Origin of the sequence: Streptomyces cinerochromogenes, from assembly GCF_014648635.1 — a bacterium.
GTDB lineage: Bacteria > Actinomycetota > Actinomycetes > Streptomycetales > Streptomycetaceae > Streptomyces > Streptomyces cinerochromogenes.
Genome location: NZ_BMRM01000016.1, coordinates 1 through 26,441 on the forward strand (window position 1 = coordinate 1; position 26,441 = coordinate 26,441).

Below are 26,441 nucleotides of genomic sequence, written 5' to 3' on the forward strand. Positions count from 1 at the left end.
ATCTTCGTGGACGACCTGCACCAGCGCTACGAGACCGCCTGCGACCCGCGGCTGAACCGCAGCCAGTCGCTGGACCTCGCGTTCCTCGTGGCGGAGATGTACCGGGACCAGTAGCCGTACGCGGTTGGGGCGCGGATCACATCCGATCCGCGCCCCTCTGCTCTTTCGCGGGCTCCGCCCCGGCAGGTAAGGTTAGGTTTGCCTCACCGATCAAGGGGACGGCACAGAGACAGCGATCCCGTCGGGAGGTGTACCGCGTGTACGTCTGCAGCTGCTTCGGCATCACCGAGGCGCAGGTCAAGCAGCACGCGGAGGACGGTGCCTGCACCCCCCGCCAGATAGCCTCCGCCTGCAAGGCGGGTACGGACTGCGGGTCGTGCGTGCGCCGGATCCAGGCCCTCCTGGGCCGTGGCGCCTGTCCGCGCCGTGAGCTGGCCGACCAGGGCCGGCCCGTTCTCTCCGGGCTGGACGAGGCCGCCTAGCCCTCCGGCCGCCCGACCGGGGCTAGCTCTCCGGCTGCTCGATCACCTGGGCGAGGTAGAGCGCCTCGCCGAGCTTGTCCACCAGCTCCAGCTGGGTGTCCAGGTAGTCGATGTGGTGCTCCTCGTCGGCGAGGATGTCCTCGAAGATGTTCGCGGACGTGATGTCGCCCTTCTCCCGCATCACCTTGATGCCCCGCTTGAGCCGGTCGATCGCCTCCACCTCGATCTGCCGGTCCGCCTCGAACATCTCCCGGACGGTCTGCCCCACGCGGACGTGGAACAGCCGCTGGTAGTTGGGCAGCCCCTCCAGGAACAGGATCCGGTCGGTCAGCACCTCGGCGTGCTTCATCTCGTCGAACGACTCGTGCCGCGTGTACTTCGCCAGCTTCGTCCAGCCGAAGTTCTCCTGCATCTTCGCGTGCAGGAAGTACTGGTTGATCGCGGTCAGCTCACCGGTGAGCTGCTCGTTGAGGAACTCGATGACCTCGGGATCGCCCTGCATCGCAGCGGCTCCTTCCACACGGGGGACGGGGCAGGTGTGCGCCGCATGATTGCACCGGAGGGGAAGATCGTCCAGTAAGTGCGTACTTAGTGAGTACGCCCTGAGTTCGTCGTAGTTGTCCGGTTCGGGGGTGGGTGGTCAAGGGCACCGCCCGAGGTCTGTCAGGATGGATACATGGGTCATCCGGTGGAGCGAGAGTCTGGGGCAGCGGCAGGGTCCGAGCTTCCGCCGGGTCAGCGGCTCCAGCGGGGCTGGCCGGTCACGCACTACGGGCCGGTCCCGAAGTTCCGGCCCGAGCGCTGGGAGTTCCGGGTCTTCGGTGCCACCGCCGACGGCGACAAGCACACCTGGAACCACGAGGAGTTCACGGCCCTGCCGTACACCACGGTGGTGGCCGACCTGCACTGCGTGACGAAGTTCAGCATGACCGGCGCGGAGTGGGGCGGCGTCCCGGCCCGCGCGATCCTGGACCTGGCGCCGCCGGCCCCGGACGTCACTCATGTGATGGTCTGGGCGGAGTACGGCTTCAGCTCCAACCTGCGCCTCGCGGACTTCGTCTCCGACCGCACGATCTTCGCCACCCACAAGGACGGCGAGCTGCTCACCGCCGAGCACGGCTTCCCGGTCCGCCTGATCGTGCCCCACCTGTACGCCTGGAAGGGCCCGAAGTGGGTCCGGGGCGTGGAGTACATGACGGCCGACCGCCGCGGGTTCTGGGAGGAGCGCGGCTACCACAACATCGGCGACCCCTGGAAGGAACAGCGCTACTCCTACCAGGAGCAGCCCGGGGACGGCCCCGAGCTGTGACCCCCGGCCGGGTCAGTGGTGGTACCGGTGCACCACCGCGTGCCCCTTGCCCCGGCCGATCGTCCACTTGTTGACCGGCGTGGTCACCGCGAAGGCGATCACCAGCGAGACCGCGAGCGAGATCCAGAACAGCGCGTCGCCCAGCATGGCGTCCCGCGCGGACGGCCAGACCAGGATCACCCCGTTGTCGATCAGCTCCATCACGGCGATGGACAGGGTGTCCGCGGCCAGCGCCACCCGGAAGGCCGTACGGAAGCCGACGCCGGCCCGCAGGACCCCGCGCAGGGTGAGCGAGTAGCCGAAGAAGAAGGCCAGCAGGATCGCGACCAGGGTGGTCGGCAGGTTGCCCCAGCCCAGCGCCGTACCGATGACCATGCCGAGCACCTCGCCGATGGCGCAGCCGGTGAGGCAGTGCAGGGTGGCCTGCGCGGCCATGGGCCAGGTGGCGGCGGATGCGGGGTGGTGCCCGTGCCCGTGCTCGTCGTGCCCGTGGTGCTCGTGCTCGTGCTGCTGGTGCCCGTGGTGCTGGTGGCCGGTGTGCGCGGAGTGCTCCATGGTTTCCCCCATGCCGAGTGGCGGTTCCTGCGACTCGTAGGAACCGTATACCCCCTGGGGGTATTCCTCAACGGGTCAGGAATCCCGCAGTTTCTTCAGCCGCTCCACGTCCGCCGCGTGCCCCTCCTTGCCGCCGGGCGTCTCGATGACCAGGGGGACGCCCTCGGTCGCGGGGTGGGTCATCAGCGCCCGGAACGGGTCCTCGCCGATGTGGCCGGCGCCGATGTTCTCGTGCCGGTCCTTGTGCGCGCCCACCACGTCCTTGGAGTCGTTGGCGTGGATCAGCTTCAGCCGGCCCTCGCCGACGGTCTCCACCAGCAGGTCCAGGGTCTGGTGCATCCCGCTCGGCCCGGTCAGATCGTGCCCGGCGGCGAAGATGTGGCAGGTGTCCAGGCACACGCCCAGCTTGGGATGGGCGTCGAGCGCCTCGAAGTACGGCCCGAAGTCCCAGGTCCGCGAGCACAGCGAGGCGCCCTGCCCGGCGGTGGACTCCAGCAGCAGGAACGGGTCGTCGTCGTGGGTCAGCTCGTCCAGCAGCGGCAGCATGTGCGCGCGGACCTGCTTCAGCGCCACCTCCCGCGCCCGCCCGCCGGTCGCGCTCCCGGTGTGCACCACCACGCCCCGCGCGCCGATCTCCCGCCCGCGCCGCAGCGAGTGCCGCAGCGACTCCACCGACCGCTCCACGGTCGCCTCGGTGTGCGAGCCGAAGTTGATCAGGTACGGCGCGTGGACGTACGCCGGGATCGACTCCTCGGCGCAGGCCCGGCGGAACGCCTCGTCCTGCCGGGGATTCCCGGCGGGCGTGGCCCAGCCGCGCGGGTTGGCGACGAACACCTGCACCGTCTCCGCCTTCAGGTCACGGGCGTACGACAGCCCGACGGAGTGCAGGCCGCCGGCCACGGGTACATGGCCGCCGACGGGGTTGCGGGGGATCTCCCGGGCACGGGAGGACTGAACGGGACTCACCCGTTCAGGGTGTCATGTCCGCCCCCGCGCCCGGGCCGCGGCCGCCGGTGAGACCGGTCACCGGATGGTGATCGTTATCGTGGACCCCTTGGGCGCCCGGTCGCCGCCCTCGACCGACTGCTTCTTCACGGTGTCGCCGAACAGTCCGAGCAGCCCCCGGTCCTCGTCCACCTCGAAGCCGGCGCCCTCCAGCGCCTTGTGCGCCTCGTCCACGCTGTCGCCGGTCACGTCCGGGACCTCGATCATCTCCGGGCCCTTGGACAGGGTCAGTGTCACCGTGTCGCCCTCGGCGGCCCGGTGCCCCTCGTCCGGGCTCTGCGCGGCCACCTCGCCCGCGTCGTACTCGGAGTTGATCCGCTTGGCGGCGATCCTCACCTTCAGCCCGGCGTCCGTGAGCTCCTGCCTGGCGCTGTCCAGGTCGTCGCCGGTGACGTCCGGCACGTCGACCGGGCGGCCCTTGCTGACGACCAGCGCGATCGCCGAGCCGGCGTGCCGCTTGGTGCCCGCCTCCGGGGCCGTACGGATCACCGAGCCCCTCGGCACGTCCTCGCTGACCTCGCGGGTCACCATGCCCGGCTCCAGGCCGTCCGCCTTCAGCCGCGCCTGCGCCTTCGCGAGCGGCTGCCCCGCCACGTTCGGCACGTTCACCGTCTCCGGGCCGAGCGACACGGTCAGCGTCACCGAGTCGTGGTCCCGGATCCGGGCGCCGGGCGCCGGGTCGGAGCCGATCACCGTGCCGCGCTCGACGGTGTCGCTGTACGCGCGCTTGACCTGGCCGACCTCCAGGCCGGCCGTCTCCAGCCGCTCCTTCGCCCGCGCCTCGGTCTGCGACAGCAGCGGGGGCACCTTGGTGAACTGGCCCGAGTTGATGTACCAGATCCCGGCGCCCACGCCGAACACCAGCAGGACGGCCGCGATCACCAGCAGCACCGTGCGCGGGGGCCGCGCCGGACGCCGGCGGGGCGGTACGGGCGGGCTGTGGAAGCGGGCGGTCCGGTCGATGCCGTCGCCGGCGGCCTCCGCCGGGACGTCCTCGTCGACGGGCAGCGGGCGGGGCAGGGTGAGCGAGCGCGGGATCACGCTCGTGCGGTCCTCGGCGTTGTCGTGCTCCGCGGTCAGCGCCTGCGGCGGCAGCGCGTCCAGCTGCTCGTCGGTCAGCGCCAGGCGGGCCTCGCGCACCTGGGCGAGCAGCGCCACGGCGTCGTGCGGCCGGACGTCCGGGGTGCGCGCGGTGGCCGACGCGACCAGCTCGTCCAGCTCGTACGGCAGCCCGGGCACCAGCGCCGAGGGCGGCGGCACGTCCTCGTGGATGTGCTTGTAGAGCACCTGGGCCGGGGAGTCCCCGGAGTGCGGCTTGCCGCCCGTCAGCATCTCGTACAGCACCACACCGCACGCGTACACGTCGACGCGCGGGTCGGCGGTGCCCTGCTCGATCTGCTCGGGGGCGAGATAGGAGACGGTCCCGAGCACGGCACCCGTCGTGCTGGTCACCGTGTCCACGGAGCGCACCAGCCCGAAGTCGGCGACCTTGACCCGGCCGTCGTCGCCTATCAGCACGTTCTCCGGCTTCATGTCCCGGTGCACGAACCCGGCCCGGTGCGCGGCGCCCAGCGCGGCGAGCACCGGCTCCAGGATGTCCAGCGCGGCCCGCGGCTGCACCGCGCCCCGCTCGCGCAGCACGTCCCGCAGGGTGCAGCCGGCGATGTACTCCATCGCCAGGTAGACGTACGACCCGTCGGTCCCCTGGTCGAAGACCTGCACCACGTTCGGGTGGTCGAGCCGGGCGACGGACTTCGCCTCCCGGATGAACCGCTCGACGAACGTTCCGTCGACCGCGAGCGTCGGGTGCATCACCTTCAGCGCGAGAACGCGGTCCAGTCGGGTGTCCAGGGCCCGGTAGACCGTGGCCATCCCGCCGGCCGCGATCCGCGCGTCCACGCGGTACCGGCCGTCGAGCACCTGCCCGACGAGGGGGTCCTGAAGGGTCGTATCCACGAGAGGGGAGTCTACGAGGAGCGACCGGCACCCCCGCCCGCTCGTCCCTGACAGCACCGGTACTGAAGCCGACCTGTGACGCGACACACGCAGGACACCGCGACCCCGCGCCCCCGCGCCCCCGCCCCACGGGGAGGTCCGGCCCTCCGGCGGGCTGTGCGCGGGCGGGCGGGGAAGGAAGGCCGGCCGCGGCACGGGCTCAGAACGCGGGACGCTCGGGATCGAGCACGGCCAGGCCCTCCGCGGGAGACGACGCCTCGGCGAGGTACCGCCGCGGAATCCGCCCCGCCGACCGGGCCAGCCGGCCCCCCTCCACGGCGAGCCTCATCGCGGCGGCCATCCGCTCGGGCTCCTGCGCCCGCGTCACCGCCGAGGCGAGCATCACCCCCGCGCACCCCAGCTCCATCGCCAGCGCCACGTCCGACGCCGTACCGGCCCCCGCGTCCAGGATCACCGGCACCCGCGCGTGCTCCACGATCAGCTGGAAGTTGTGCGGGTTGCGAATGCCCAGCCCGGACCCGATCGGCGACCCGAGCGGCATGACGGCGGCGCACCCGACGTCCTCCAGCTTCCGCGCGAGCACCGGATCGTCGTTGGTGTACGGCAGCACCGTGAACCCGTCGTCGACGAGTGTCTCCGCCGCCTCCAGCAGCTCCACCGGATCCGGCAGCAGCGTCCGCTCGTCGGCGATGACCTCCAGCTTGACCAGGTCCGTACCCAGCGCCTCCCGGGCCAGCCGGGCGGTCAGCACGGCCTCGCCGGCGGTGAAGCAGCCGGCCGTGTTCGGCAGCACCCGGATACCGAGCCTCTCCAGCACCGACAGCACGGAGCCGTGCACGGAGGGGTCCACCCGGCGCATCGCGACCGTGGTCAGTTCCGTGCCGGAGGCGACCAGCGCCCGCTCCAGCACCTCCAGGCTGGGCGCCCCGCCCGTGCCCATGATCAGCCGGGAGGACAGGGTCAGGTCACCGAGGACCAGGGGATCGTCGGCCATGGCTCAGCCTCCCTGCACGGCGGTGAGGACCTCGACCCGGTCGCCGTCGGCGAGGGCGGTCGCCGCCCACTGCGCGCGCGGGACGACGGTCTCGTTGACGGCGGCCGCCACCCCGCGCGGGGCCGCGGTGAGGGTGTGGACGAGGGCGTCCAGGGCGGTGCCCGGGGGGACCTCCCGGCGCTCACCGTTGACGGAAATCACGACCGGACCGCTCATGCGGGCTGCTCCAGCTTCTCCCCGAGTGCGGCACCGAAGCGCCGCGGTGTGAACGGACGTGCCTCCTGAGGCAGTTCGCCGGTGGCCAGGGCGTGCGCCAGCACATCCCCGGTGACCGGTGTGAGCAGCACCCCGTTGCGGTGGTGCCCGGTGGCCAGCAGCAGCCCGGCCAGTCCGGACGGGCCGAGCAGCGGCGCGTTGTCGGGGGAGCAGGGGCGCAGCCCGGCCCGGGTCTCGGTGAGCGGCAGCTCGGTGATGCCGGGCACCAGCTCATGGGCGTCGCGCAGCAGCTCGTACACGCCCCCGGCGGTGACCGTCGTGTCCCAGCCCAGCTCCTCGCTGGTGGCACCGACGACCAGTTCGCCGTTCTCCCGGGGCACCAGGTACACCTGGCCGCCACGGACCACGGCCCGCACGGTGCGGCTCAGGAACGGCGCGTACCGAGGCGGCACGGCCAGCCGCAGCACCTGTCCCTTGACCGGCCGTACCGGAGGCAGCAGTTCGCCGGGTACGCCCGCGAGCCGCCCGCTCAGGCTGCCGGCCGCGAGCACCACCTGGCCGGCCCGCAGCGCGGTGCCGTCCGCGGTGGTGACCCCGGTGGCCCGGTCGCCCGCCACGTCCAGCCGCTCCGCCCAGGCGCGGTGGAACACCACCCCGGTCCGCTCGCACGCGGCCACGAGGGCCGCCGCCAGCCGGCGCGGGTCGATCTGGTGGTCGCCGTCGACCCGCAGCCCGCCGCGCACCCCCGGCGCCAGCATCGGCTCCAGGCGCCGGCACTCCCGCCCGGACAGCCACTCCGAGGCGAGCCCCGAGCGCTGCTGGAGCGCGTGCAGGTCCCGCAGGTGGGCACGGTCGTCGGCGTCCAGCGCGACGGCGAGGGTGCCGCAGCGGCGGTAACCGAGGTCATGGCCGGTCAGTTCGGTCAGCTCGGCCGCGAAGCCGGGGTAGCGGCGGGCCGATTCCAGGTTGAGGGCGAGCAGGGTCTCCTCGCCGTAGTGCAGTTCGGTGACCGCGGCCAGCATCCCGGCCGCGACCTGCGCGGCCCCGCCGCCGGGCTCGGGGTCCACCACGGCCGTGGCGAGCCCGCGCTGCGCGGCGCGCCAGGCCGTGACCAGGCCGATGACTCCGCCCCCGATGACGAGGACGTCGGACGTACGTGACGACATGGGCGTCCAGCCCCTCCCTTCGCCGGCATGACCCGGATCAGGTTCGTACGGTCGGAGGCCGCCAGCCTCCCTCTCAGCCCGGTGCGTCCGGGCTCCCGCGAGTGCTTGTACGGTGGCCACCCTAGCCCGCCGACCTTCGCACTCGTAAGGGAGCCCCGCTTCATGGCCCGCTCGCTGGACGGACTCATCCTCGCCCCCGTGGCGGACCAGGCCCCAGGTCAGGTGGGCACGCGCACCCGGTTCGCGTACCACGAGCGGGACGGCGGGATCTGGGCCGAGTACGCGGGCGGTGACGTCGTACGCGGCCACCTGGTGGGTACCCGCGAGGGGGACCGGCTGGACTTCCGGTACGTGCAGCTGAAGACCGACGGGACGACCGCCTCCGGGCACTGTGTGTCCACGGTCGTGGAGCTGCCGGACGGCCGGGTGCGGCTGGAGGAGACCTGGGAGTGGGAGTCCCAGCCGGGCTCCGGCACCAGCGTTGTGGAACAGGTCACCGAGCACGCCCGGTGACTGACGGATCATCAATTGTCTATGGTGGCCGGGTGAGCGAGCAGACAGCGGAAGAGGGCACGTCACAGGCGCGGCGCGTGGTCGTCGTGGGCGCGGGCATGGCCGGGGTGCAAACCGCGGTCGCCCTGCGCGAGCAGGGTTTCCGGGGCGGGGTGACCGTCATCGGCGCCGAGCCGCACCAGCCGTACGACCGGCCGCCGCTGTCGAAGGCGGTCCTGCTCGGCAAGGCCGAGGACTCGGCCTTCGAGGTGGACTTCGACTCCCTCGGCGTGGAGCTGCGACTGGGCTGCGAGGTGCGCGGGGTGCGCCCCGCCGACCACGAGCTGGACACCGAGACGGGCCCGGTGCCGTACGACGTCCTGGTCCTCGCCACCGGCGCCGAACCGGTGCGGCTGCCGGGCACCGAGGGCGTCCCCGGGGTGCATCTGCTGCGCACCCTGGACGACGCCGAGCGGCTGCGGCCGGTGCTCGAACGGCAGCACGACATCGTGGTGGTGGGCGCCGGCTGGATCGGCGCCGAGTTCGCCACCGCCGCCCGGGAGGCGGGCTGCGCGGTGACCGTCGTGGAGGCCGCCGAGCATCCGCTCGCCGGTGCCCTGCCCGCCGAGGTCGCCGCGCCCATGGCCGGCTGGTACGCGGACGCGGGCGCGGAGCTGCGCACCCACGCGCGCGTGGAGCGCGTCGAGCCCGGCGAGGTCGTGCTCGCCGACGGCACCCGGCTGCCCGCGGGCGCCGTCGTCGTCGGCATCGGCGCCCGCCCCGCCACCGCCTGGCTGGCCGGCTCCGGCATCGAGCTGGGCGCGCACGGCGAGGTCCTCACCGACGACCGCCTGCGCACCTCCGTGCCGGACGTGTACGCCGTCGGCGACTGCGCCTCCTTCCCCTCCGCCCGCTACGGCGAGCGGCTGCTCGTCCACCACTGGGACAACGCCCTGCAGGGCCCGCGCGCCGTCGCCGCGAACATCCTCGGCGAGACCCCGGCGGTCTACGACCCGGTGCCGTACTTCTGGTCCGAGCAGTTCGGCCGGTTCGTGCAGTACGCCGGCCACCATGCCGCGGCCGACCGCCTGGTCTGGCGCGGCGACCCGGCGGGTCCCTCCTGGTCGGTGTGCTGGCTGCGCGAGAACCGCCTGGTGGCCCTCCTGGCGGTGGGCCGACCCCGCGACCTGGCCCAGGGCCGCCGCCTGATCGAGGCGGGCCGGACGATGGATCCCGGGGCCCTGGCGGACCCGGCCCGCCCCCTGAAGAACGCCACGGCGGACCAGGGCACCCTCCCACCTGGACCTGCCTGACTTCCGACTGTCAGTGGGGGATGGCAGGCTTGTCTCCGTGACCGAGATTGACGCAAAGATTGATGCTCTCGTCCCCGCCTGGCTCACCCTCCCCGACATCGCCGAACAGCTCGGCGTCGAGGTGACGCGCGTCCGGCAGCTGGTCAAGGAGGGCCAGCTGATCGCCGTACGCCGTGGTGAGAACAAGGCGCTGCACGTCCCCGCCGCCTTCATCGACGGGGACAAGGTCGTCAAGGGCCTGTCCGGGACCCTGACGCTCCTGCGGGACGACGGCTTCACGGTCGAAGAGATGATCGAGTGGCTCTTCACCCCCGACCCCACCCTGCCCGGCACCCCCGCGCAGGCCCTGAGTGAGAATCGCGGCACGGAGGTGAAGCGCCGCGCCCAGGCGCTCGCCGTCTGAGCCGACTCCGCAAGCAGGAGGTGGCGTGCGGGCCGGACGCCCGCACGCCACCGCCGACCACCGCCAGGGACACCGACCACGGGGGGACCCGCCCATGCCCGACACCGCCCGCGCCGCGCTCGACGGCGCCCGCCTGTACCTCTGCACGGACGCCCGCCGGCGCCAGGGCGACCTGCCCGAGTTCCTGGACGCGGTCCTGGCCGGCGGTGTCGACATCGTGCAGCTGCGCGACAAGGGCATGGAGGCCGCCGAGGAGCTGGAGCACCTGGCGGTCCTCGCCGACGCCTGCGCCCGGCACGGCAAGCTGCTCGCGGTCAACGACCGGGCCGATGTCGCGCACGCCGCCCGCGCCGACGTGCTCCACCTGGGCCAGGGCGACCTCCCGGTCCCCGCGGCCCGCGCCATCCTCGGCGAGAGCGTCCTGATAGGCCGCTCCACGCACTCCGTGGCCGAGGCCGAGGCCGCCGCCGTCCAGGAGGGCGTGGACTACTTCTGCACCGGCCCCTGCTGGCCGACCCCCACCAAGCCCGGCCGCCACGCCCCCGGCCTGGACCTGGTCCGCCACACGGCGGGCCTCGGTACCGACCGCCCCTGGTTCGCCATCGGCGGCATCGACCTCGGCAATCTGGACCAGGTGCTGGACGCGGGTGCACGCCGGGTGGTCGTGGTCCGCGCGATCACCGAGGCGGAGGACCCGGCCGCCGCGGCGGCCGAGTTCGCGAAGCGGCTGCGCGACGCCCGCTAGCGCCGTTCTGTCCACCTACTGGACAGGAAGCCGACAATTCGGGCAAATTTCCGATGTGCGGTTGGGGGACCGCCCGCCCCTGGCTAACCTGCCGGTATGGCCCTCGGAACCGCATCCACCAGGACTGATCGCGCACGCACCGTGCGCGACATCCTCGCCACCGGCAAGACGACGTACTCCTTCGAGTTCTCGGCGCCGAAGACCCCCAAGGGCGAGCGGAACCTGTGGAGCGCGCTCCGGCGGGTCGAGGCGGTCGCCCCCGACTTCGTCTCCGTGACCTACGGCGCCGGCGGCTCGACCCGCGCGGGCACGGTCAAGGAGACCGAGCAGATCGTCGCGGACACCACGCTCACCCCGGTCGCCCACCTCACCGCGGTCGACCACTCCATCGCCGAGCTGCGCAACATCATCGGCCAGTACGCGGACGCCGGCATCCGCAACATGCTCGCCGTGCGCGGCGACCCGCCCGGCGACCCGATGGGTGAGTGGGTGCCGCACCCCCGGGGCCTGACCTACGCGGCCGAACTCGTCCGGCTCATCAAGGAGTCGGGCGACTTCTGCGTGGGCGTCGCCGCGTTCCCGGAGATGCACCCGCGCTCCTCGGACTGGGACACCGACGTCGCCCACTTCGTGGACAAGTGCCGTGCGGGCGCCGACTACGCCATCACACAGATGTTCTTCCGGCCGGAGTCGTATCTGCGGCTGCGCGACCGCGTGGCCGCCGCGGGCTGTGACACCCCCGTCATCCCGGAGATCCTGCCGGTCACCAGCGTGAAGATGCTGGAACGGTTGCCGAAGCTCAGCAACGCCCATGTCCCGGACGCCCTGAAAGAGCGGATCCTCACAGCGAAGGACGATCCGGCGGCGGTACGCTCCATCGGTATCGAGTTCGCCACGGAGTTCTGCGCTCGGCTGCTGGCCGAGGGAGTGCCCGGACTGCACTTCATCACGCTCAACAACTCCACGGCGACCCTGGAAATCTACGAGAACCTGGGCCTGCACCACCCCCCGCAGGCCTAGACCGGCCGCACCGCGATACGACACACTGCGTAGCGGCCACTGGGAGAGGGGCGTACATGGGCTGGACGGTCCTCTACATCGCGTTCGGTGTCGTCGCGCTGTGGTTGCTGGGCGAGGTACTGCTGCAGTACAAGGCGCGGCTGCGCTGGCGGCTCCTCGCCTTCGCCGGTTTCCTCGGCGTGGTGCTGGGCGTGCTGATGCCGTCCGTCATCGTGATCGGGCTGGGCGCGATCGCCTTCGCGGTCGGCCAGACCTACGTCACGCTCTCGTTCCGCCGTGGCTTCGCGTCCGGCTGGGCGGTCAAGAGGCCCGGTCCCGAGGCCGCCGGCGGCACCAAGCGCCGCCGCGGCCGGGCCGACCGCCACGACCCCGACCGGCAGGGCCCCGCCCCCGAGTACGCCGGGCCCGACGGCGACCAGGGCGGCGACCAGGCCGGTGACCGCGGCGGCTACGGCCCCGTCCGGACGCACGGCGACTACGACGGCGACTACGACGACTACGACCGCGACGACGTCTTCACCCCGGCCGCCGCCCGCACCGCCGAGCCGACCGCCGCCGAGACCACCGCCGTCTACGAGCCGCAGCCCCTCCCCGAGGACACCGGCTCCTACGGCGTCTACGGCGACACCGCCGCCCACGCGAACCCCGCCCAGCAGAGCCACGCCTACGACTACTCGGGCTACGGCCAGCAGGGCTACGGCTACGACAGCGCGGGCCAGCAGAGCTACGCCAACTACTCCGACCCGTACATCGGCAGCCAGTCCTACGGCTCCTACGAGCCGGCGTACGGCCAGCAGTACGGGCAGCAGCAGGGCTACGCCCAGGACCCGTACGCCACCGGCGGTTACGGCGAGACCCCGGCCGGCGGGGCGTGGGTGCCGCAGCAGCGCACCGACGAGACCTACGGCGGCGAACTCCCGCAGGAGCAGCCGTACCCGCACCAGCCGGGCGGGGCGCAGCCGCAGCCCGGGGCCGGGTACGACGAGCAGTACCGCTTCTGAGTCACCGCGAGCCGCGGAACTCCGGGCCCTCCACGATCAGCCCGGCCACCAGCGCGCCCGACATACCGGCGTGCGGGAGGCCGCCACCGGGGTGGGACCAGCCGCCGACCGTGAACAGGCCCGGAACCGCCGTGGTGTTGGCCGGATGCAGCACACCCTCCGCCCCCGCCAGCGCGGGCGGCGGCACCGCGCCTCCCGTGGCGCCCGTCTCCCGCTCGGTGTCCAGCGGGGTGCGGACCTCGCGCCACAGCACCCGCTCGCGCAGCCCCGGCACGGCGCGCTCGGCGGCGGCGACCATCCGGTCCGCGAAGGCGTCGGCGGCCCCCGCGGCCGCCCAGTCGAACTCCGTGGCCGACGGCACGGTGGCCGTCAGCACCAGGGACTCGTGGTCCTCGTTGGGCCACAGCGAAGGGTCGTCCGGGCGGTCCACGACGACCTGCGGGACGTCGGGCACCACCCCGTGCCGGAACAGGTCCAGATCCCCGTCGGCGTCGGCCGTGTGCACCACCGTGCGGTGCACGGCACCCGGCTCCCGGGCACCGCGCAGCGCCAGGCACACGACCGCCCGGCCGGGGTAGCGGTCCTCCGGGTCCAGGGGCACGTCCCGCGCGCCGTACACCTCCCTGCCCGGGACCAGGCCGCCCAGCCGCCACGGCCCCGTGCCGACGACGAAGTCCGCCTCGGCCACCGTCCCGTCGCCGAGCTCCACCCCCGCCGCCCGGCCGTCCTTCTCCAGGATCCGGGCGACCTCGGCGCCGAAGACGAACTCGACCCGGCGCTTCAGGCAGCGCTCGTACACCGCGCGCGCCAGCTCCCGGACTCCGCCGCGCACGTACCAGGTGCCGAAGGCGTGCTCCATGTACGGCAGCACGGCCGCGCTCGCCGGAGCGATCCCGGGATCGACGCCGTACGCGAGCGCGTACCCGTCGAGCAGCTGGGCCAGCCGGTCGTCGCGCAGCTCTCGCCTGCCGATCTCGAACAGCTTGACCACGCGGTGCGTGCGCAGCAGCCGCTTGTACGAGGTGCCCGGATACGGCTCCTTCCCGACCAGCACCTCCCAGTTGGGCCACAGGGGCTCCTCCAGCAGCGGCCGGCGGGTGCGGTCCCAGGCCTCCCGGGCCCGCACCAGGAAGTCGCCCCAGCGCTCGCCCGCCCCCGCGCCCAGCGCCTCGTCCAGCGCCGCGACGACCCCCGCGCGGGAGGCGTTGGGCAGGCGCACCTCCGTGCCGTCCGCGAAGACGTGCCGCGAGGACGGGTCGACCTGGACCAGCTCGACGCAGTCCTCCAGCGGCTCCTTGCCGGTCTTGACGAACAGATCGCGGTACACCGCGGGCAGCGTCAGCAGTCCCGGGCCCGTGTCGAAGCGGAAGCCCTCCCGCTCGAACCGGCGCACCGCACCGCCGTACGTCTCCGTACGCTCGTACACCACCACCCGGTGGCCCGCGACGGCCAGCCGGGCGGCAGCCGCCATCGCGCCCATCCCGGCGCCGATCACCGCAATCCGTGCCATGCCTGCGACTTTATCGACCGCCGCTGACAACCCGGCGGCCGGGCGGCCGCGGCGCAGGTCAGGAGCCCCGTGAGGCCAGGCGCCGCTCCTCCCGGCGCTGGGCGCGGCGGCGCAGGAAGCGCCGGATGCGCGAGGCCAGGAACAGCAGCGCCAGCAGCCCGCCGGCCAGCAGCACGGCCGCGATGACCGCCGCCGCCAGCGGATGGAACATCGCGAACGCGACGACACCGCCGACCCCGAGGTCCTCGGCGACGCTCAGCACGAAGTTGCTGAACGGCTCCGGCGAGGTGTTGACGGCCATCCTCGTCCCGGCCTTCACGGTGTGGCTGGCCAGCGCCGTCGACCCGCCGACCAGGCCGGCCGCCACCTCGGAGAGCGAGCCGCTGTGCCCCGCGAGCAGCGCCCCCACCCACGCCCCGGCGAGCGGACGGACCACCGTGTGCACGGAGTCCCACAGCGAGTCGACGTACGGGATCTTGTCGGCGACCGCCTCGCACAGGAACAGCACCCCCGCCACGATCAGCACCTCGGGGCGCTGGAGGGTCTGCGGGATGTCGTCGCCGACCCCCGTCATGCCGAAGAGACCGAGCAGCAGCACCACCGCGTAGGCGTTGACGCCGCTGGCCCAGCCGCTGGTGAAGACCAGGGGGAGTACGGACACGGACGCGATCGTAGCCAGGCGGCGGGCCGCCGTCGTGGGCACGCGCGCGTACGGCTGAGTACGCGTACTCAGACGGCGAGATGAGTAGGTGCGCGGATGGGGCGGCGGCCGCCGGAACGAGAGAGTGGAGGCACGGCAAGGGGGCGCGGCCCGGCACCGCCGACACGGGGCGGCGGAACAGGGCCCGCCCGCCGGCCGCTCCTTCCGCCGATCCGTCGGCGGAAGCGAGACACGGGGGCCTCGGGGGAAGACCACCACGGGGGTCCGCACGGGGGCCCGTACGGGGGAGTACGGGAAGGAAGTACGGGGGCGATGGGGGAACAACGGGGGACCCACCGGGAGGAGCGGGAACCACGGGGGAGCACGGGGGAATCCCGGTGGGTACGGGGGAACGGAAGGCGCCGGTCCGGCAGTGGACCGGCGCCTTCCGCGTACCTCCCGCGGCCCGCCTCAGACCGCGCCGCTGACCCGCCCCTGGAGCAGCCGGGACAGGGCCGCGTGGACGTCGTCCAGGGAGCGCTCGGGCTGGAAGGACTTCCAGTCCAGCGCGGCCACCAGGACCATGCCGACCAGCGCCGCCGCCGTCAGCTGGATGTCGATCTCGTCGCTGAACTCGCCGGCCGCCACGCCGTCCCGCAGCACCCCCTCGACCACCGCGACCGCCTCCTGCCGCACCACCATCAGCGTGGACTGCCAGGCCCGGTTGGTGCGCCACAGCTCGGCGACGTACAGCTGGGTGAACGCCGGATAGCGGTCGATGAAGACCAGGCCCGCGCGGATCATCGCGTCCAGCGCGTCCACCTTGCTGCCGCCCTCGCGTGCCGTTCCCTCGGCCGCCTCCTTCAGGGAGGCGGTGAGCAGGCCGACGCCGTGCCTCAGCAGCTCCTCGAAGAGAACGGACTTGCTCGCGAAGTTGTAGTAGACCGTGCCCTTCGCGACCCCGGCCCGCTCGGCGATCTCGTCCACCGTGGTCGCGGAGAAACCCTGCTCGGCGATGAGTGTGACGGCCGCCTCGTAGAGCTTCTGCCGGGTGGCCTCGCGGCGCGTGCTGCCGCCGGCCTTGGCGCTGCTGCTTTCCATGACCCCGATTCTCACAGGTACGCGCGCGTGCGGACGCGGCCCGGGGATCACAGGCTCAGCTCCGGGTGCAGCCGGTCCAGCGTCCACACCTGGCGGCGGCGGGCCGCGAGGGCGGTCAGCGCGAGGGCGCCGGCGGTGAACGCGGCGAGCACCCCGCACGCCTGCCACACCGGGCCGAGCCCGCCGCCCGTGATCAGCCGGCGCAGCGCCTCCACGATGTAGCTCATCGGCAGGTACGGGTGGATCGCGTTGAAGAAGCCGGGGCTGGTCTGTACCGGGTAGGTGCCGCCCGCCGAGGTCAGCTGGAGCATCAGCAGCGCGAGCACCAGGATCCGGCCGGCCGCGCCGAAGCGGGCGTTCAGCCACTGCACGATCGCCGCGAAACACGCCGTGACCAGGAACAGGAAGCCCAGCGTGCCGGCCGCCCGGACCATCTGCAGACCGATCGCCCAGTGCAGGACGGCCATCAGCGCGGCCACCTGGAGCACGCCCACGGCGACCACCGGCAGCCAGCCGGCGAACGCGATCCGCCAGGCCGGGGAGCCGGCCGCGAGGGCGCGCCGGTTGAGCGGCGGGATCAGCATGTAGGCCACCATCGCGCCGACCCAGAGGGACAGCGGGATGAAGTAGGGGGCGAACCCGGTGCCGTAGTTCGGCGCCTTGTGCAGGTCGTGGGAGGCCAGCTGGACCGGGTCGGCCATCACGCCGGTGCGCCGGTCGCGGTCCTGCTTGTCGTAGTCCGGGATCTTCCTCGCGCCGGAGTGCAGCCCGCCGGCCAGCTTCCCGGAACCGTCGGAGAGCTTGTACAGGCCGCCGTTCAGCGTCTCGGCGCCCGACTTCGCGGTGCCGATGCCCTTGTCGAGCGTGACCGCGCCGGTGTGGGCGGTGCCGAGTCCGGTGTGCAGCTTCTCGGCGCCGGCGGCGACCTTGTGCGCTCCGGTGTTCAGCTTGTTGATCTTCTTGACGGCGTCGTCGACGTCCTCGGACAGGTGCGGTGCGCGCTCGGCGAGGGCGTCGGCCTGCTTCTGGAGCGTGCCGAGGTTGTCCCGCATCGTCTTCAGGTCGCCGTCCTGGTCGGCGATGAGCGTGTTGAGGTCGTCGGCGACGGTGGCGACCTCCTCGGCGGCGGTCCTGGCCCGCTTCAGGTCCGGGCAGACCGGGTCGGGGAGGGTCGCGGGCTCGCACCGCTTCCGGTACACCTCGTCCAGGACGGCGGCGGACGTGTGGGCGGTCCTGGCGGCGCCCGGCGCCACCTTCACCAGCACGTCGAGGTTGTCCTTGACCGCCTTGGCCGAGTCGGAGACCAGCCTGGCGGTGTCGCCGATGGTCTTCTCGTTGGTCCGGATGAACGGGCCGGCCTCGGCGTAGACGCCGTTGACCTTGTCGGCGAGCGCCTGGGTGCCGTCGGCGACCTGCCGCGAGCCCTCCTGGAGGTCACCGGAACCGGTGTCGAGCTTCTTCAGGCCCTTGGCCAGCTTGCCGCTGCCGCCCTTGGCCTCCTTCAGCCCGTCCGCGAGGTCCTTGGAGCCCTTCTCCGCCTTCCCGATGCCGCTGTTGAGCCTGTCGGCACCCCGGGCCGCCGTGACGGTCTTGTCGTGGATGTCGGAGAAGGACACGAAGATCTTGTCCAGGAAGGTCCGGGAGGCTTTCGTGGACGCGGCCGAGCGCACCTCGTTGAAGACGGTGCGGGATATCTGGCCGACGATGTAGTTGTTCGCGTCGTTGGTGCGCACCCGGAGGGCGCCGGTCTCCGGGGAGTCGCCCGAGCTGGACGCGATACGGCGGCTGAAGTCGGCCGGCATGGTCAGCGACAGGTAGTAGGTGCCGTCCTCGACGCCCTCGCGGGCCTCCTCGTCACTCACCTCGTGCCAGGCGAAGGTCCGGCTGTCGCGCAGCCCCTCGACGATGTCGTCCCCGGCGGTGATCTTCTTCCCGCCCGCCGTGGCGCCCTGGTCGTCGTTCACCAGGGCGACCGGGATCCGGTCCAGACGGCCGTAGGGGTCCCAGAAGGACCACAGGTACAGGGCGCCGTACAGCAGGGGCAGCACCAGCAGCGCGACCAGGGCGGCGCGCGGCAGCCTGCCGCGCCCGAAGCGCCTCAGCTCAAGCGCGGCCAGCCTCGGTGAGCGCATCGCCGGTCTCCTCCTCCTTCTCCTGCTCCTGCTGCTTGCCGTCGTGCTTTCGGTCGTGCTTCCCGCGGTGCTTCCGTGGTTCCTTCTCCTGCCCCGGCTCGGGTCTCCCTCCCGTCGTCGCCACGGCGACGCAGTCCTCGGGCGCGGTGCGGCAGACGGCCACGACCGTCGTCCCCGCGCGCGAGAGGGAGCGCAACACGTCCCAGGTCCGGGCGCGTTCGTCGTCCGAGAGCTTCATGTCGACGTCGTCGACACCGAGCAGCCGGGGCCGGCCGAGCAGGGCCAGCGCGAGGGACAGCCGCAGCTCCTGCGGCCGCTCCAGATCGCGTACGGCCGTCCGGGAGCCCTTCGGGAGCGTCTCCAGGTCGAGACCCGCGGCGGCCAGGGCCGCGTCGACGCGCAGGCGTGCCTCGTGCACGCGCTGGGTGCGGGGCCGCAGCAGCTCGCGCAGGGAGTCGCCGAACCGGCGTTGCAGCAGGGCCCGTTCGCGCAGGTGCTCGCCGACGGTCAGGGCCGGCTCCAGGTCGGTCACGCCGGTCACGTTGGCCACCGCGCTGACGCGGCGCAGGGCCGCCATGTGCCGGGGGAGTTTCAACCCGCCGACAGCGGCCACTCCTTCGGTGGGCTTCATCCGTCCCGTGAGTGCGAGCAGCAGACACGTGCGGCCGGAGCCGGACGGTCCCTCGATCGCTATCAGTGAGCCGGGCTCCGCGTCCACGGTCACCCCGCGGAAGGCCCACCCCCGTGGCCCCCTGAGCCCGAGGCCCTCGGCCCTGACGTCCGCGCCGACCGCGGCGTCCGCCCCGCCCGTGCCGTCCACTGAGCCCCCTGCGCGCTATTTGAACTGACTGGTCAGTGCAAAAATACGCCCGAACCCACGATCGAGGCAAAGGGCCAGGTCAGAACGGATTGTCAGTGGCATACCGCACGATGGGCACATACGGCATTCATGCCGTCACCCAGACGACAGGAGGTTCGTCATGGCCCACTCCTCCGCAGCCGCCGCCCGCCGGCGCCGCGCCACCGGCCCTGCCCCCTCACTGACCGGCCCGGCGAGCGACGTGCACCCCGTCCTCCGCCGGGCCACGGCCCCGCCCGCCGCCCTCGACCTGCTCGCCCAGGCGCGCGCCGGACTGGAGGAGGCCACCGTCCTGGACACACCCAACGAGCGCTACGCGACGGCCCACCTGGCCGCCCTGCGCACCGCCGCCGCCGTGCTCGCCGCCCGCGGCCGGCCCGAGACCAACCCGCGCCGCCGGGCCCGGATCCGCAGCGCATGGGAGGTGCTGCCCGAGATCGCCCCGGAGCTGACCGAGTGGAGCGCGCTGTTCGCCTCCGGCGCCGCCCGCCGCGCCCGCGCCGAGGCGGGCATCCAGGGCGCGGCCGGACACCGGGACGCCGACGACCTGATACGGGACGTCGCGATGTTCCTGCGCATCGTGGAGCGGATGCTCGTCCTCCAGCCGGTCCTGCCCCAGCCCCGCCAGGACGCCGCCGTCGGCCCCGGCACGCGCCCCGGCCCCGACACGGACGGTGCCCGTCCGGGGACGGGAGGCGACCTGCCGGACGCGGGCTGACCGGGCAGGGCACACGGGCCGGCCGCGGAACCGTCCCCGGTGCGCCGTCTCGGTGACCGGGCGGGGCACGGAGGCAATAGGGTGGGCATCGCCTGACGTTCCACCCTGCCGAGGAGTCAACTACCGTGTCGGACCCGACGCGCCCCCGCGCCTCACTCCGTACCGCCGTGGTCTGGGATGTCCTGCAGGACGCCCTCGACCGCCGGGTCAAGGCCACGGGCCGGGACTCGCTGGACGTCCTCGACACCGGAGGCGGCAGCGGCAACTTCGCCGTGCCCGTCGCCCGCCTCGGCCACCGGGTCACCGTGGTCGACCCCAGCCCCAACGCCCTGTTCGCGCTGGAGCGCCGCGCCGCCGAGGCCGGCGTCGCCGACCGGGTCAAGGGCGTCCAGGGCGACGCGCACGGCCTGTTCGACGTGGTCGAGCGCGGTGGCTACGACGCCGTGCTGTGCCACGGCGTCCTGGAGTACGTGGACGACCCGGCCGAGGGCATCCGCAACGCCGTCGCCGCACTGCGCTCCGAAGGCGTCCTGAGCCTGCTCGCCGCCGGTCTCGGCGGTGCCGTGCTCGCCCGCGCCCTCGCCGGCCACTTCACCGAGGCCCGGCAGGCGCTGCAGGACCCCGACGGCCGCTGGGGCGCCGGCGACCCGATGCCCCGCCGCTTCACCGCCGAGCAGCTCACCGCGCTCGTCGAGGGCGCCGGTCTGCGGGTCGGCGCGGTGCACGGCGTGCGGGTCTTCGCCGACCTGGTGCCCGGCGTCCTGGTGGACACCGAGCCCGGCGCACTCGACGCCCTGCTGAAGCTGGAGGCCGCGGCGGCCGAGCTGTCCGCGTTCCACTCCGTCGCCACCCAGCTGCACGTGCTCGGTGAGACGGCGGGTGCCGGCGAGGCCTGAGCGCCTCACCGCCACCTGAGCGCACCAGGGGGCAAGCCCCTGATCAGCGCCTCGGCCGCGGATGGAGTACGCCACAAGCCCCCCGATCGAGGGGTTTGCGCCGTATGATCGAGGTACACCACCCGGCATGACGGGTCGGCTGCCGGGGAATGGAAGCCTCAGCGAGCCGGGACGGCCATGACGGATTCCGGTTGGCCGATTGGCGTAGAGGGGCGGGTTTCACGGGGGCGATTCCCTGCCTATCCTGAAGGGACCCCCCGGGTCGCCCCCGGCGACTGCACGATGAGGAGGACTCCGTGCCGCTCTCTGAGCACGAGCAGCGAATGCTTGAGCAGATGGAGCGAGCGCTGTACGCCGAAGACCCCAAGTTCGCGTCGGCGCTTGAGGGTAACGGGCTGCGGACGTACACCCGGCGGCGGGTCTACCAGGCGGTCGCAGGCTTCCTCGCGGGTATCGCGCTCCTCATGGCCGGAATGGTCGCGCAGCTGATCTGGGTCAGCGTGGTCGGTTTCCTCGTCATGCTGGGCTGTGCCGTGCTCGCCGTCACCGGCTGGCGCAAGGCCCCCAAGCCGGGGGAGCAGCCCCCGGGCGCGGTGCGTCACCAGCCGCGTCCCAAGCGCTCCGTGATGGACCGCATCGAGCAGCGCTGGCAGCGCCGCCGGGACGAGCAGGGGCACTGACCGCACGGCGCCTTCCCGCGCCGGCCACAGCGGCGGACCTCCTACGCCACAGCAGACACGCGTGAGGGGCGGCCACCATCCGGTGGCCGCCCCTCACGCGTGCCGTCGGCCCAGCGGCCCCGACGCCCGGCGCCGCCGCCTCGACGCCCAGCCCAGCCGTCTCGCGCTCGGAGCCGCCGCCTCGACGCTCAGCCCTGCTGCCTCGACGGCCGGCGCAGTGTCGGCCGGGCCGCCGCGACCCGGGTCCGCAGCGCCGACCAGCGGGCCGACACCGCCCACAGCACCCGGACCGAGGAGCGGGGCAGGAACAGCGCCCGCAGCCGCGTCCCGGTGCCCACCGTGGCCCGCAGCCCCTCGACCGCCCGGCGCACATCCTCAGCGGCTCCCGCCGCCGGGCGCGGCCGGGGCGCGTAGAGCACCTGCTCCACCGCGCCCGCCACCCGGTGCACGGCGCCGCCGGCGGCCGGGTCGAGCCGCCCGAGCCGGACGATCCGGTCGGCGGCCCTGCGCGGGGTCAGCGACTCGTCCGGTGCGATGCCGTGGTCCCAGGCGCTGTCCGTCAGCTCCTGCCAGGCCGCCAGGGTGTGCGCCGCCGCACCTTCCGCCGTCCGGGCGTGCCCGCCCAGTCGCAGCGCGCGCACCCGCCGCCGCCACAGCAGCGGCGACAGGGGCAGGGCCGGCACCACCAGCGCGCCCAGCCCGATCAGCAGCCAGCCCCACCAGTCCGTACCGCCGTCCTCGCGGTGCGGGACCGCCGCCGCGGACGGGCTGTCGCAGGCCTCCAGCCGGTGCAGCCCACCGGCGCAGCTCTCGCTCGGCGAGGCCGCCGCCGAGGGCGCCGAGGACGCGCCCTTGGACGGCAGCACCTCCTCCGGCAGCGAGCTGCCGGGCGTGTCCGGCTGCGTGTACGACGGGGTGGTGCCGCGGGTCGGGGTCGGCTCGAACCGGGTCCAGCCCACGCCCTCGAAGTACAGCTCGGGCCAGGCGTGCGCGTCCTTCTGGTTCACCGCGATCGTGCCGTCGGCCTGCGGGGTGCCGGGCGCGAAGCCCACCGCCACCCGGGCCGGGATGCCGAGAGTGCGGGCCATCGCCGCCATCGCGAAGGAGAAGTGGACGCAGAAGCCCTCCTTCTGCTTCAGGAAGTTCGCTATGGCACCGGGACCGCGGCCCACCTTCACCGAGGTGTCGTACTGGAAGCCCCCGGTGACGGCGAACCAGTCCTGGAGCTTGACGGCCTCCTCGTAGTGGTTGTCGGCGCCCGCGGTGATCTCCTTCGCGGTGCGCTCCACCACCTTCGGCAGTGACGACGGCACCCTGGTGTACTCGCTCTGCAGCGCGGCCGGCGGCTCGGGCGCGGCGGCCAGCTGCTGCGCGGTCGGCCGCACGTCCAGGCTGGTCACCTCGTAGGTCTCGCCGCGGGTGGTCTGGCCCCGGTCGCCGACCAGGGTCATCCCCACGGGTTCGTACCGCCACCGGCCGCCGGCCTTCACCCCGCTCGGCGGGTAGGGCATCGGCAGCCAGTTCTGGGCGTACCAGTCCGCGGCCCGGACCGTGGTGCGCACGGTGCCGCGCTTGACGTCGCCGCCGAGGCCGACGGGCGTGGGCAGCCGGTCCGGCACACCGACGATGTGACGCTGGGCCGGGGTCCAGGTGGTGCCGTCGAACTCGTCCAGGGAGACGATCCGCAGGTACAGGTCGGAGATGTCGTTCGTGTCGGTGCGCAGGGACAGCACCTGGCGGTCGTCGTTCGTGTTCAGGTTGTCGCGCAGCGACACCAGCGGGTTGACCGCCGAGACCGTGCCCCCGTTGCCGCCTCCCGCCCCCACGCCGGTCCCGGCGGCGTCCAGCAGGCCGCCGTGCATCGCGGGCAGGGCGAGCGGCACCATCAGGGCCACGCCGAGTGCGACCGCGCCGATCCGCCGTCCCGTGCGCACCGGTGCCACGGCACCGGCCTCCGGGGCGCCCGGGGCGCGCGGTGCGCCGCCGAAGACCCGGCCCCACTGGGCGAGCCGCTCCCGGCCCTCCGCGAGCAGCAGCATCAGGTAGCCGCCCGCCGCCACCAGGAACCACAGCCAGTCGGCGCCGCCGTCGGACAGCCCCGCGGCCACCGAGTACAGCGCGAGCAGCGGCAGTCCGGCCGGGGCGGCGCTGCGGAAGGTCACCGCGAGCGTGTCGACCAGCAGCCCGATGACCAGCACCCCGCCGATCAGCATCAGCTTGATGCCGTCGGTGACCGGCGCCGGTATCGCGTACCGGCTGACGTCGTCCGCGCCCTGCTGGAGCAGCGCGGCGAAGTACCGGAAGGTGTCCGGGCCGGGGACCAGCCCGGCGATCGCGTGCTGCCGGGCGAAGACCAGGGTCAGCAGCACCAGGGTCACCAGGGCCTGCGCCGCCACGGTCAGCGGCCGGCCCAGCGGCACCCGGCGGGCCGCCGCGCCCACCCCGGTCTGCACGGCCACCAGCGGCACCAGCTGCAGCAGCCAGGTCGGCTCGGCGACCAGGGGCAGCAGCGCGCAGGAGGCCATCAGCGTGGCCGCCGCCGCGCACAGCGCCAGTCGTGCCCGCCCGCTCATCCCCGTGCCTCCCCGTTCACCGCGGCCAGGCCCGAGCGCTCCCGGTCCGCCTGCCGCCACAGTTCGTCCAGCGAGGCGCCGCGCGGCACGCTCAGCGCCGTCCAGCCCGCCTCGCGCAGCATCCGCAGCCGCTCCGTGTGCCGGTCGCCCGGCCGGGGCACGTCGGTCGCCTCCCGCGTCCAGACGTCCGGGTCCAGCACGAAGGCGACGGCGCCACCGCTGCGCCGGCTCATCTTGGCGACCGTCGTCGCCTGCTCCTCGTCCAGGTCGCCGAGGAAGGCGATCAGCAGCCCCTCGTTGCCGCCGCGCAGCACGTCGTAGGCCCGGGACAGCCCGGTGCCGTCGGAGTGGTCGATCACCGCGAGGGTGTCCGTCAACAGCCCGGCCGCGTCCGCCGTCTCCTGGCTGCTGCCGGCGAAGCCGTCGCCGGACTCGCCGGGCACCGCGCTGCCGCTGTCGGTCAGCAGCCGTACCGAGAAGCCGCGTTCCAGCATGTGCACCAGCACCGAGGCGGCGCCGGAGACGGCCCACTCGAAGGCCGCGTCCGGGCCCGCGCCCTCGTAGGCACCGCCCCGGGTGTCCAGGAGCACCGTGCAACGGGACCGCCGGGGCTGCTCCTCGCGGCGCACCATCAGCTCGCCGTAGCGGGCGGTGGACCGCCAGTGCACCCGGCGCAGATCGTCGCCGTAGCGGTATCCGCGCGGGATCACGTCGTCCTCGCCGGCCAGGGCCAGCGAGCGCTGCCGCCCGTCGCCGTACCCCTGCGCCTCCCCGCCGAAGCGGACCGGGGCCAGCGGCTCCACGCGCGGGATCACCGTCAGGGTGTCGTACGTCGAGAAGGAGCGGGTCAGCTCGCACATGCCGAAGGGGTCCGTCAGCCGCAGCTGGAGCGGGCCCAGCGGGTAGCGGCCCCGCAGGTCCGAGCGGACCCGGTAGGAGACCTCGCGGCGACCGCCCGGCTCGACCCGGTCCAGTACGAACCGGGGCCGGGGGCCGAGGACGTAGGGCACCCGGTCCTGGAGCATCAGCAGACCGGTCGGCAGCCGGGAGACGTTGTCCATGCGCAGGTGCACCCGGGCCTCGCTGCCGGCCGGGACGCGCGCGGGGGCGAGACGGCGGCTCGCGGCCACCCGGTAACGGGTGCGGTACAGCACGGCGGCGCAGATCAGGGGCAGCACGGCGAGCAGCAGGCCGACCCGCAGCAGTTCGCTCAGACCCAGCACGAACGAACAGACGGCGGCGGCGATCCCGGCCGCGAGGAAGGAGCGGCCCCGGGTGGTGAGACCCGCCAGGGCCGTACGCACCCCGCTCGTCTCCCCGCGGTCGGCCTCGGCCGGCGCGGGCCCCCCGGAACTCATCACAGACCCCGCGGCGGCTGCTGGGGATAGGCCGGGATGGTCCGGCCCAGGCCGCCGAGGCCGCCCTGCTGGCCCGGGGCCGCGGGCACCGGGGTGTGCTGCAGGATCTCCAGCACGACCTGCTCGGCCGTACGGCGGTTGAGCTGGGCCTGGGCGGTGGGCAGCAGGCGGTGGGCGAGGACGGCGACGGCGAGCGCCTGGACGTCGTCCGGCAGCGCGTACTCCCGGCCGGCCAGGGCCGCGGACGCCTTGGCCGCGCGCAGCAGGTGCAGCGTCGCGCGCGGGGAGGCGCCGAGTCTGAGGTCGGGGTGGGTGCGGGTGGCGGCGACCAGCTCGACCGCGTACCGCCGGACCGGCTCGGAGACGTGCACCCCGCGCACGGCCTCGACCAGCTTCACGATCTCGTGCGCGTGCGCCACCGGCTGGAGGTCCTCCAGCGGGCTGACCCCGCCGTGGATGTCGAGCATCTGCAGCTCGGCCTCGACGCTCGGGTAGCCGACGGAGACCCGGGCCATGAAGCGGTCGCGCTGGGCCTCCGGCAGCGGGTAGGTGCCCTCCATCTCGACCGGGTTCTGGGTGGCCACCACCATGAAGGGGCTGGGCAGTTCGTACGTCTGCCCGTCGATGGTGACCTGCCGTTCCTCCATGGACTCCAGCAGCGCGGACTGGGTCTTGGGCGAGGCGCGGTTGATCTCGTCGCCGATCACGATCTGCGCGAAGATGGCGCCCGGCTTGAACTCGAAGTCCCTGCGCTGCTGGTCCCAGATGGACACACCGGTGATGTCCGAGGGCAGCAGGTCCGGGGTGAACTGGATGCGCCGCACCGAGCAGTCGATGGACCGCGCCAGCGCCTTGGCGAGCATCGTCTTGCCCACTCCGGGGACGTCCTCGATCAGCAGGTGGCCCTCGGCGAGCAGCACGGTCAGCGCGAGCCGTACGACCTCGGGCTTCCCCTCGATCACGCCCTCCACCGACCCCCGTACCCGCTCCACCGTCGCGGTCAGATCATCCCCCACCCTCGAACTCACTCCGGTGGGGGTACCCCCATGGCTCGCTCGATCGTCATAGGTCGTCACCCGGCCCTCCTCGGCCCGTTCATTCCGGGCCGACGCTCTGTCGTTGCGAAACCGGCCCACCCCGAAACACGGACACCACACCGGAACGGTTCCGCGTGACGTCACACCCCGCATTCTTGCTGCCGTTACCGATTCGTGTCACTCGCCTGTGGACAACTGCCCGCGCGATGTCGGTCTTACGGAGTTTCGGCCGTATTTTCGACACGCGACGGCAGGGCAGGGCACGGCGGGACGCGGAGCG

Annotated in this window: 27 protein-coding genes and 1 riboswitch; of the genes, 12 read left to right on the top strand and 15 right to left on the bottom strand. The window is 73.4% G+C overall.

What is annotated here, in order from left to right; all coding sequences use genetic code 11:
- Positions 1-114: 3-deoxy-7-phosphoheptulonate synthase (locus IEZ20_RS27825; protein WP_189303687.1), on the top strand; the 114-nt coding region annotated here is incomplete at its 5' end.
- Between the two features lie 143 nt (positions 115-257).
- Positions 258-482, top strand: a complete 225-nt coding sequence (locus tag IEZ20_RS27830; RefSeq protein WP_189303689.1) for a (2Fe-2S)-binding protein — start codon at positions 258-260, stop codon at positions 480-482.
- 22 nt (positions 483-504) lie between these two features.
- On the opposite strand, the gene bfr is transcribed toward IEZ20_RS27830, so the two are convergent.
- Positions 505-984 carry a bacterioferritin gene (gene bfr / locus IEZ20_RS27835; protein WP_189303691.1) on the bottom strand — a complete coding sequence of 160 codons (480 nt, stop codon included), beginning with the start codon at positions 982-984 and terminating at the stop codon, positions 505-507.
- Positions 985-1,158: 174 nt separating this feature from the next.
- On the opposite strand from bfr, the gene IEZ20_RS27840 reads away from it, so the two are divergent.
- Positions 1,159-1,791 (top strand): sulfite oxidase-like oxidoreductase, encoded by a 633-nt coding sequence (locus IEZ20_RS27840; RefSeq protein ID WP_189303693.1) that lies wholly within the window; start codon positions 1,159-1,161, stop codon positions 1,789-1,791.
- 12 nt (positions 1,792-1,803) lie between these two features.
- On the opposite strand, the gene IEZ20_RS27845 is transcribed toward IEZ20_RS27840, so the two are convergent.
- The 6 genes from IEZ20_RS27845 to thiO form a co-directional block, all read right to left on the bottom strand.
- Positions 1,804-2,346: a DUF4396 domain-containing protein gene (locus IEZ20_RS27845; protein ID WP_229896296.1), complete on the bottom strand. Its 543-nt coding sequence runs from the start codon at positions 2,344-2,346 to the stop codon at positions 1,804-1,806.
- 75 nt (positions 2,347-2,421) lie between these two features.
- The gene (locus IEZ20_RS27850; protein ID WP_189303696.1) at positions 2,422-3,312 is read right to left on the bottom strand and encodes a deoxyribonuclease IV; all 891 of its coding nucleotides are present in this window, start codon (positions 3,310-3,312) and stop codon (positions 2,422-2,424) included.
- Between the two features lie 57 nt (positions 3,313-3,369).
- Positions 3,370-5,307: a Stk1 family PASTA domain-containing Ser/Thr kinase gene (gene pknB, locus IEZ20_RS27855; protein ID WP_189303698.1), complete on the bottom strand. Its 1,938-nt coding sequence runs from the start codon at positions 5,305-5,307 to the stop codon at positions 3,370-3,372.
- A gap of 199 nt (positions 5,308-5,506) precedes the next feature.
- Positions 5,507-6,301: a thiazole synthase gene (locus IEZ20_RS27860; protein ID WP_189303700.1), complete on the bottom strand. Its 795-nt coding sequence runs from the start codon at positions 6,299-6,301 to the stop codon at positions 5,507-5,509.
- A gap of 3 nt (positions 6,302-6,304) precedes the next feature.
- The gene (thiS, locus tag IEZ20_RS27865) at positions 6,305-6,517 is read right to left on the bottom strand and encodes a sulfur carrier protein ThiS (protein ID WP_189303702.1); all 213 of its coding nucleotides are present in this window, start codon (positions 6,515-6,517) and stop codon (positions 6,305-6,307) included.
- Entirely contained in the window at positions 6,514-7,683 is a 1,170-nt protein-coding gene (gene thiO, locus IEZ20_RS27870; protein ID WP_189303704.1) for a glycine oxidase ThiO, read from the bottom strand. The genes thiS and thiO overlap by 4 nt, the downstream gene beginning before the upstream one ends.
- Positions 7,681-7,792: riboswitch (TPP riboswitch) on the bottom strand. It overlaps the preceding gene by 3 nt.
- A 53-nt stretch (positions 7,793-7,845) precedes the next feature.
- Between thiO and IEZ20_RS27875 the strand changes: the two genes are divergently transcribed.
- The 6 genes from IEZ20_RS27875 to IEZ20_RS27900 all read left to right on the top strand — a co-directional run bounded on the left by IEZ20_RS27875 (position 7,846) and on the right by IEZ20_RS27900 (position 12,657).
- Positions 7,846-8,196 carry an avidin-fold protein gene (locus IEZ20_RS27875; RefSeq protein ID WP_189303706.1) on the top strand — a complete coding sequence of 117 codons (351 nt, stop codon included), beginning with the start codon at positions 7,846-7,848 and terminating at the stop codon, positions 8,194-8,196.
- 32 nt (positions 8,197-8,228) lie between these two features.
- Positions 8,229-9,488, top strand: a complete 1,260-nt coding sequence (locus tag IEZ20_RS27880; RefSeq protein WP_189303708.1) for an NAD(P)/FAD-dependent oxidoreductase — start codon at positions 8,229-8,231, stop codon at positions 9,486-9,488.
- Between the two features lie 37 nt (positions 9,489-9,525).
- The gene (locus IEZ20_RS27885; protein WP_059248849.1) at positions 9,526-9,891 is read left to right on the top strand and encodes an Rv2175c family DNA-binding protein; all 366 of its coding nucleotides are present in this window, start codon (positions 9,526-9,528) and stop codon (positions 9,889-9,891) included.
- 94 nt (positions 9,892-9,985) lie between these two features.
- Positions 9,986-10,636 carry a thiamine phosphate synthase gene (gene thiE / locus IEZ20_RS27890; RefSeq protein WP_189303710.1) on the top strand — a complete coding sequence of 217 codons (651 nt, stop codon included), beginning with the start codon at positions 9,986-9,988 and terminating at the stop codon, positions 10,634-10,636.
- Positions 10,637-10,732: 96 nt separating this feature from the next.
- On the top strand, positions 10,733-11,656 hold the full coding sequence (metF, locus tag IEZ20_RS27895; RefSeq protein WP_189303712.1) for a methylenetetrahydrofolate reductase [NAD(P)H]: 924 nt from the start codon (positions 10,733-10,735) through the stop codon (positions 11,654-11,656).
- A 56-nt stretch (positions 11,657-11,712) separates the two neighbouring features.
- A complete protein-coding gene (locus IEZ20_RS27900) occupies positions 11,713-12,657 on the top strand; it encodes an SCO2102 family sporulation regulator (RefSeq protein ID WP_189303714.1) in 945 nt (314 codons plus the stop codon).
- 1 nt (position 12,658) lies between these two features.
- Here IEZ20_RS27900 and IEZ20_RS27905 read toward each other — a convergent pair whose 3' ends face one another.
- The 5 genes from IEZ20_RS27905 to IEZ20_RS27925 all read right to left on the bottom strand — a co-directional run bounded on the left by IEZ20_RS27905 (position 12,659) and on the right by IEZ20_RS27925 (position 18,860).
- Positions 12,659-14,167 carry a phytoene desaturase family protein gene (locus IEZ20_RS27905; RefSeq protein WP_189303716.1) on the bottom strand — a complete coding sequence of 503 codons (1,509 nt, stop codon included), beginning with the start codon at positions 14,165-14,167 and terminating at the stop codon, positions 12,659-12,661.
- A gap of 58 nt (positions 14,168-14,225) precedes the next feature.
- Positions 14,226-14,828 (bottom strand): DUF4126 domain-containing protein, encoded by a 603-nt coding sequence (locus tag IEZ20_RS27910; RefSeq protein ID WP_189303718.1) that lies wholly within the window; start codon positions 14,826-14,828, stop codon positions 14,226-14,228.
- Between the two features lie 450 nt (positions 14,829-15,278).
- A complete protein-coding gene (locus IEZ20_RS27915) occupies positions 15,279-15,908 on the bottom strand; it encodes a TetR/AcrR family transcriptional regulator (protein WP_189303719.1) in 630 nt (209 codons plus the stop codon).
- Positions 15,909-15,955: 47 nt separating this feature from the next.
- A complete protein-coding gene (locus tag IEZ20_RS27920) occupies positions 15,956-18,040 on the bottom strand; it encodes a YhgE/Pip family protein (RefSeq protein ID WP_189303722.1) in 2,085 nt (694 codons plus the stop codon).
- The gene (locus IEZ20_RS27925; protein ID WP_189303724.1) at positions 18,012-18,860 is read right to left on the bottom strand and encodes an ATP-binding cassette domain-containing protein; all 849 of its coding nucleotides are present in this window, start codon (positions 18,858-18,860) and stop codon (positions 18,012-18,014) included. Before IEZ20_RS27925 ends, IEZ20_RS27920 begins: the two co-directional genes overlap by 29 nt.
- 160 nt (positions 18,861-19,020) lie before the next feature.
- Here IEZ20_RS27925 and IEZ20_RS27930 point away from each other — a divergent pair, with 160 nt between their 5' ends.
- The 3 genes from IEZ20_RS27930 (at position 19,021) to IEZ20_RS27940 (ending at position 21,193) form a co-directional block, all read left to right on the top strand.
- Positions 19,021-19,617, top strand: a complete 597-nt coding sequence (locus IEZ20_RS27930) for an SAV_6107 family HEPN domain-containing protein (RefSeq protein ID WP_189303726.1) — start codon at positions 19,021-19,023, stop codon at positions 19,615-19,617.
- A 125-nt stretch (positions 19,618-19,742) separates the two neighbouring features.
- Positions 19,743-20,513 (top strand): methyltransferase, encoded by a 771-nt coding sequence (locus IEZ20_RS27935; protein WP_189303728.1) that lies wholly within the window; start codon positions 19,743-19,745, stop codon positions 20,511-20,513.
- A gap of 296 nt (positions 20,514-20,809) precedes the next feature.
- Positions 20,810-21,193, top strand: coding sequence for an SCO2097 family morphological protein (locus IEZ20_RS27940; protein ID WP_189303730.1), 384 nt, complete (start codon positions 20,810-20,812; stop codon positions 21,191-21,193).
- Positions 21,194-21,381: 188 nt separating this feature from the next.
- Here IEZ20_RS27940 and IEZ20_RS27945 read toward each other — a convergent pair whose 3' ends face one another.
- From IEZ20_RS27945 to IEZ20_RS27955, 3 genes are read right to left on the bottom strand one after another with little or no spacing between them, the layout of a single operon-like run.
- Entirely contained in the window at positions 21,382-23,766 is a 2,385-nt protein-coding gene (locus IEZ20_RS27945; RefSeq protein ID WP_189303732.1) for a transglutaminase TgpA family protein, read from the bottom strand.
- Positions 23,763-25,124: a DUF58 domain-containing protein gene (locus IEZ20_RS27950; RefSeq protein ID WP_189303734.1), complete on the bottom strand. Its 1,362-nt coding sequence runs from the start codon at positions 25,122-25,124 to the stop codon at positions 23,763-23,765. The genes IEZ20_RS27945 and IEZ20_RS27950 overlap by 4 nt, the downstream gene beginning before the upstream one ends.
- Positions 25,124-26,200 carry an AAA family ATPase gene (locus tag IEZ20_RS27955; protein ID WP_373303979.1) on the bottom strand — a complete coding sequence of 359 codons (1,077 nt, stop codon included), beginning with the start codon at positions 26,198-26,200 and terminating at the stop codon, positions 25,124-25,126. The genes IEZ20_RS27950 and IEZ20_RS27955 overlap by 1 nt, the downstream gene beginning before the upstream one ends.
- Between the last annotated feature and the right edge of the window lie 241 nt (positions 26,201-26,441).

Bases quoted from the DNA above. Each gene is read 5' to 3' on its own strand.
- bfr (WP_189303691.1), bottom strand. From the start codon at position 984: ATGCAGGGCGATCCCGAGGTCATCGAGTTCCTCAACGAGCAGCTCACC.
- IEZ20_RS27840 (WP_189303693.1), top strand. From the start codon at position 1,159: ATGGGTCATCCGGTGGAGCGAGAGTCTGGGGCAGCGGCAGGGTCCGAG.
- IEZ20_RS27845 (WP_229896296.1), bottom strand. From the start codon at position 2,346: ATGGAGCACTCCGCGCACACCGGCCACCAGCACCACGGGCACCAGCAG.
- IEZ20_RS27860 (WP_189303700.1), bottom strand. From the start codon at position 6,301: ATGGCCGACGATCCCCTGGTCCTCGGTGACCTGACCCTGTCCTCCCGG.
- thiS (WP_189303702.1), bottom strand. From the start codon at position 6,517: ATGAGCGGTCCGGTCGTGATTTCCGTCAACGGTGAGCGCCGGGAGGTC.
- thiO (WP_189303704.1), bottom strand. From the start codon at position 7,683: ATGTCGTCACGTACGTCCGACGTCCTCGTCATCGGGGGCGGAGTCATC.
- IEZ20_RS27875 (WP_189303706.1), top strand. From the start codon at position 7,846: ATGGCCCGCTCGCTGGACGGACTCATCCTCGCCCCCGTGGCGGACCAG.
- thiE (WP_189303710.1), top strand. From the start codon at position 9,986: ATGCCCGACACCGCCCGCGCCGCGCTCGACGGCGCCCGCCTGTACCTC.
- metF (WP_189303712.1), top strand. From the start codon at position 10,733: ATGGCCCTCGGAACCGCATCCACCAGGACTGATCGCGCACGCACCGTG.
- IEZ20_RS27900 (WP_189303714.1), top strand. From the start codon at position 11,713: ATGGGCTGGACGGTCCTCTACATCGCGTTCGGTGTCGTCGCGCTGTGG.
- IEZ20_RS27905 (WP_189303716.1), bottom strand. From the start codon at position 14,167: ATGGCACGGATTGCGGTGATCGGCGCCGGGATGGGCGCGATGGCGGCT.
- IEZ20_RS27915 (WP_189303719.1), bottom strand. From the start codon at position 15,908: ATGGAAAGCAGCAGCGCCAAGGCCGGCGGCAGCACGCGCCGCGAGGCC.
- IEZ20_RS27920 (WP_189303722.1), bottom strand. From the start codon at position 18,040: ATGCGCTCACCGAGGCTGGCCGCGCTTGAGCTGAGGCGCTTCGGGCGC.
- IEZ20_RS27930 (WP_189303726.1), top strand. From the start codon at position 19,021: ATGGCCCACTCCTCCGCAGCCGCCGCCCGCCGGCGCCGCGCCACCGGC.
- IEZ20_RS27945 (WP_189303732.1), bottom strand. From the start codon at position 23,766: ATGAGCGGGCGGGCACGACTGGCGCTGTGCGCGGCGGCGGCCACGCTG.
- IEZ20_RS27950 (WP_189303734.1), bottom strand. From the start codon at position 25,124: ATGAGTTCCGGGGGGCCCGCGCCGGCCGAGGCCGACCGCGGGGAGACG.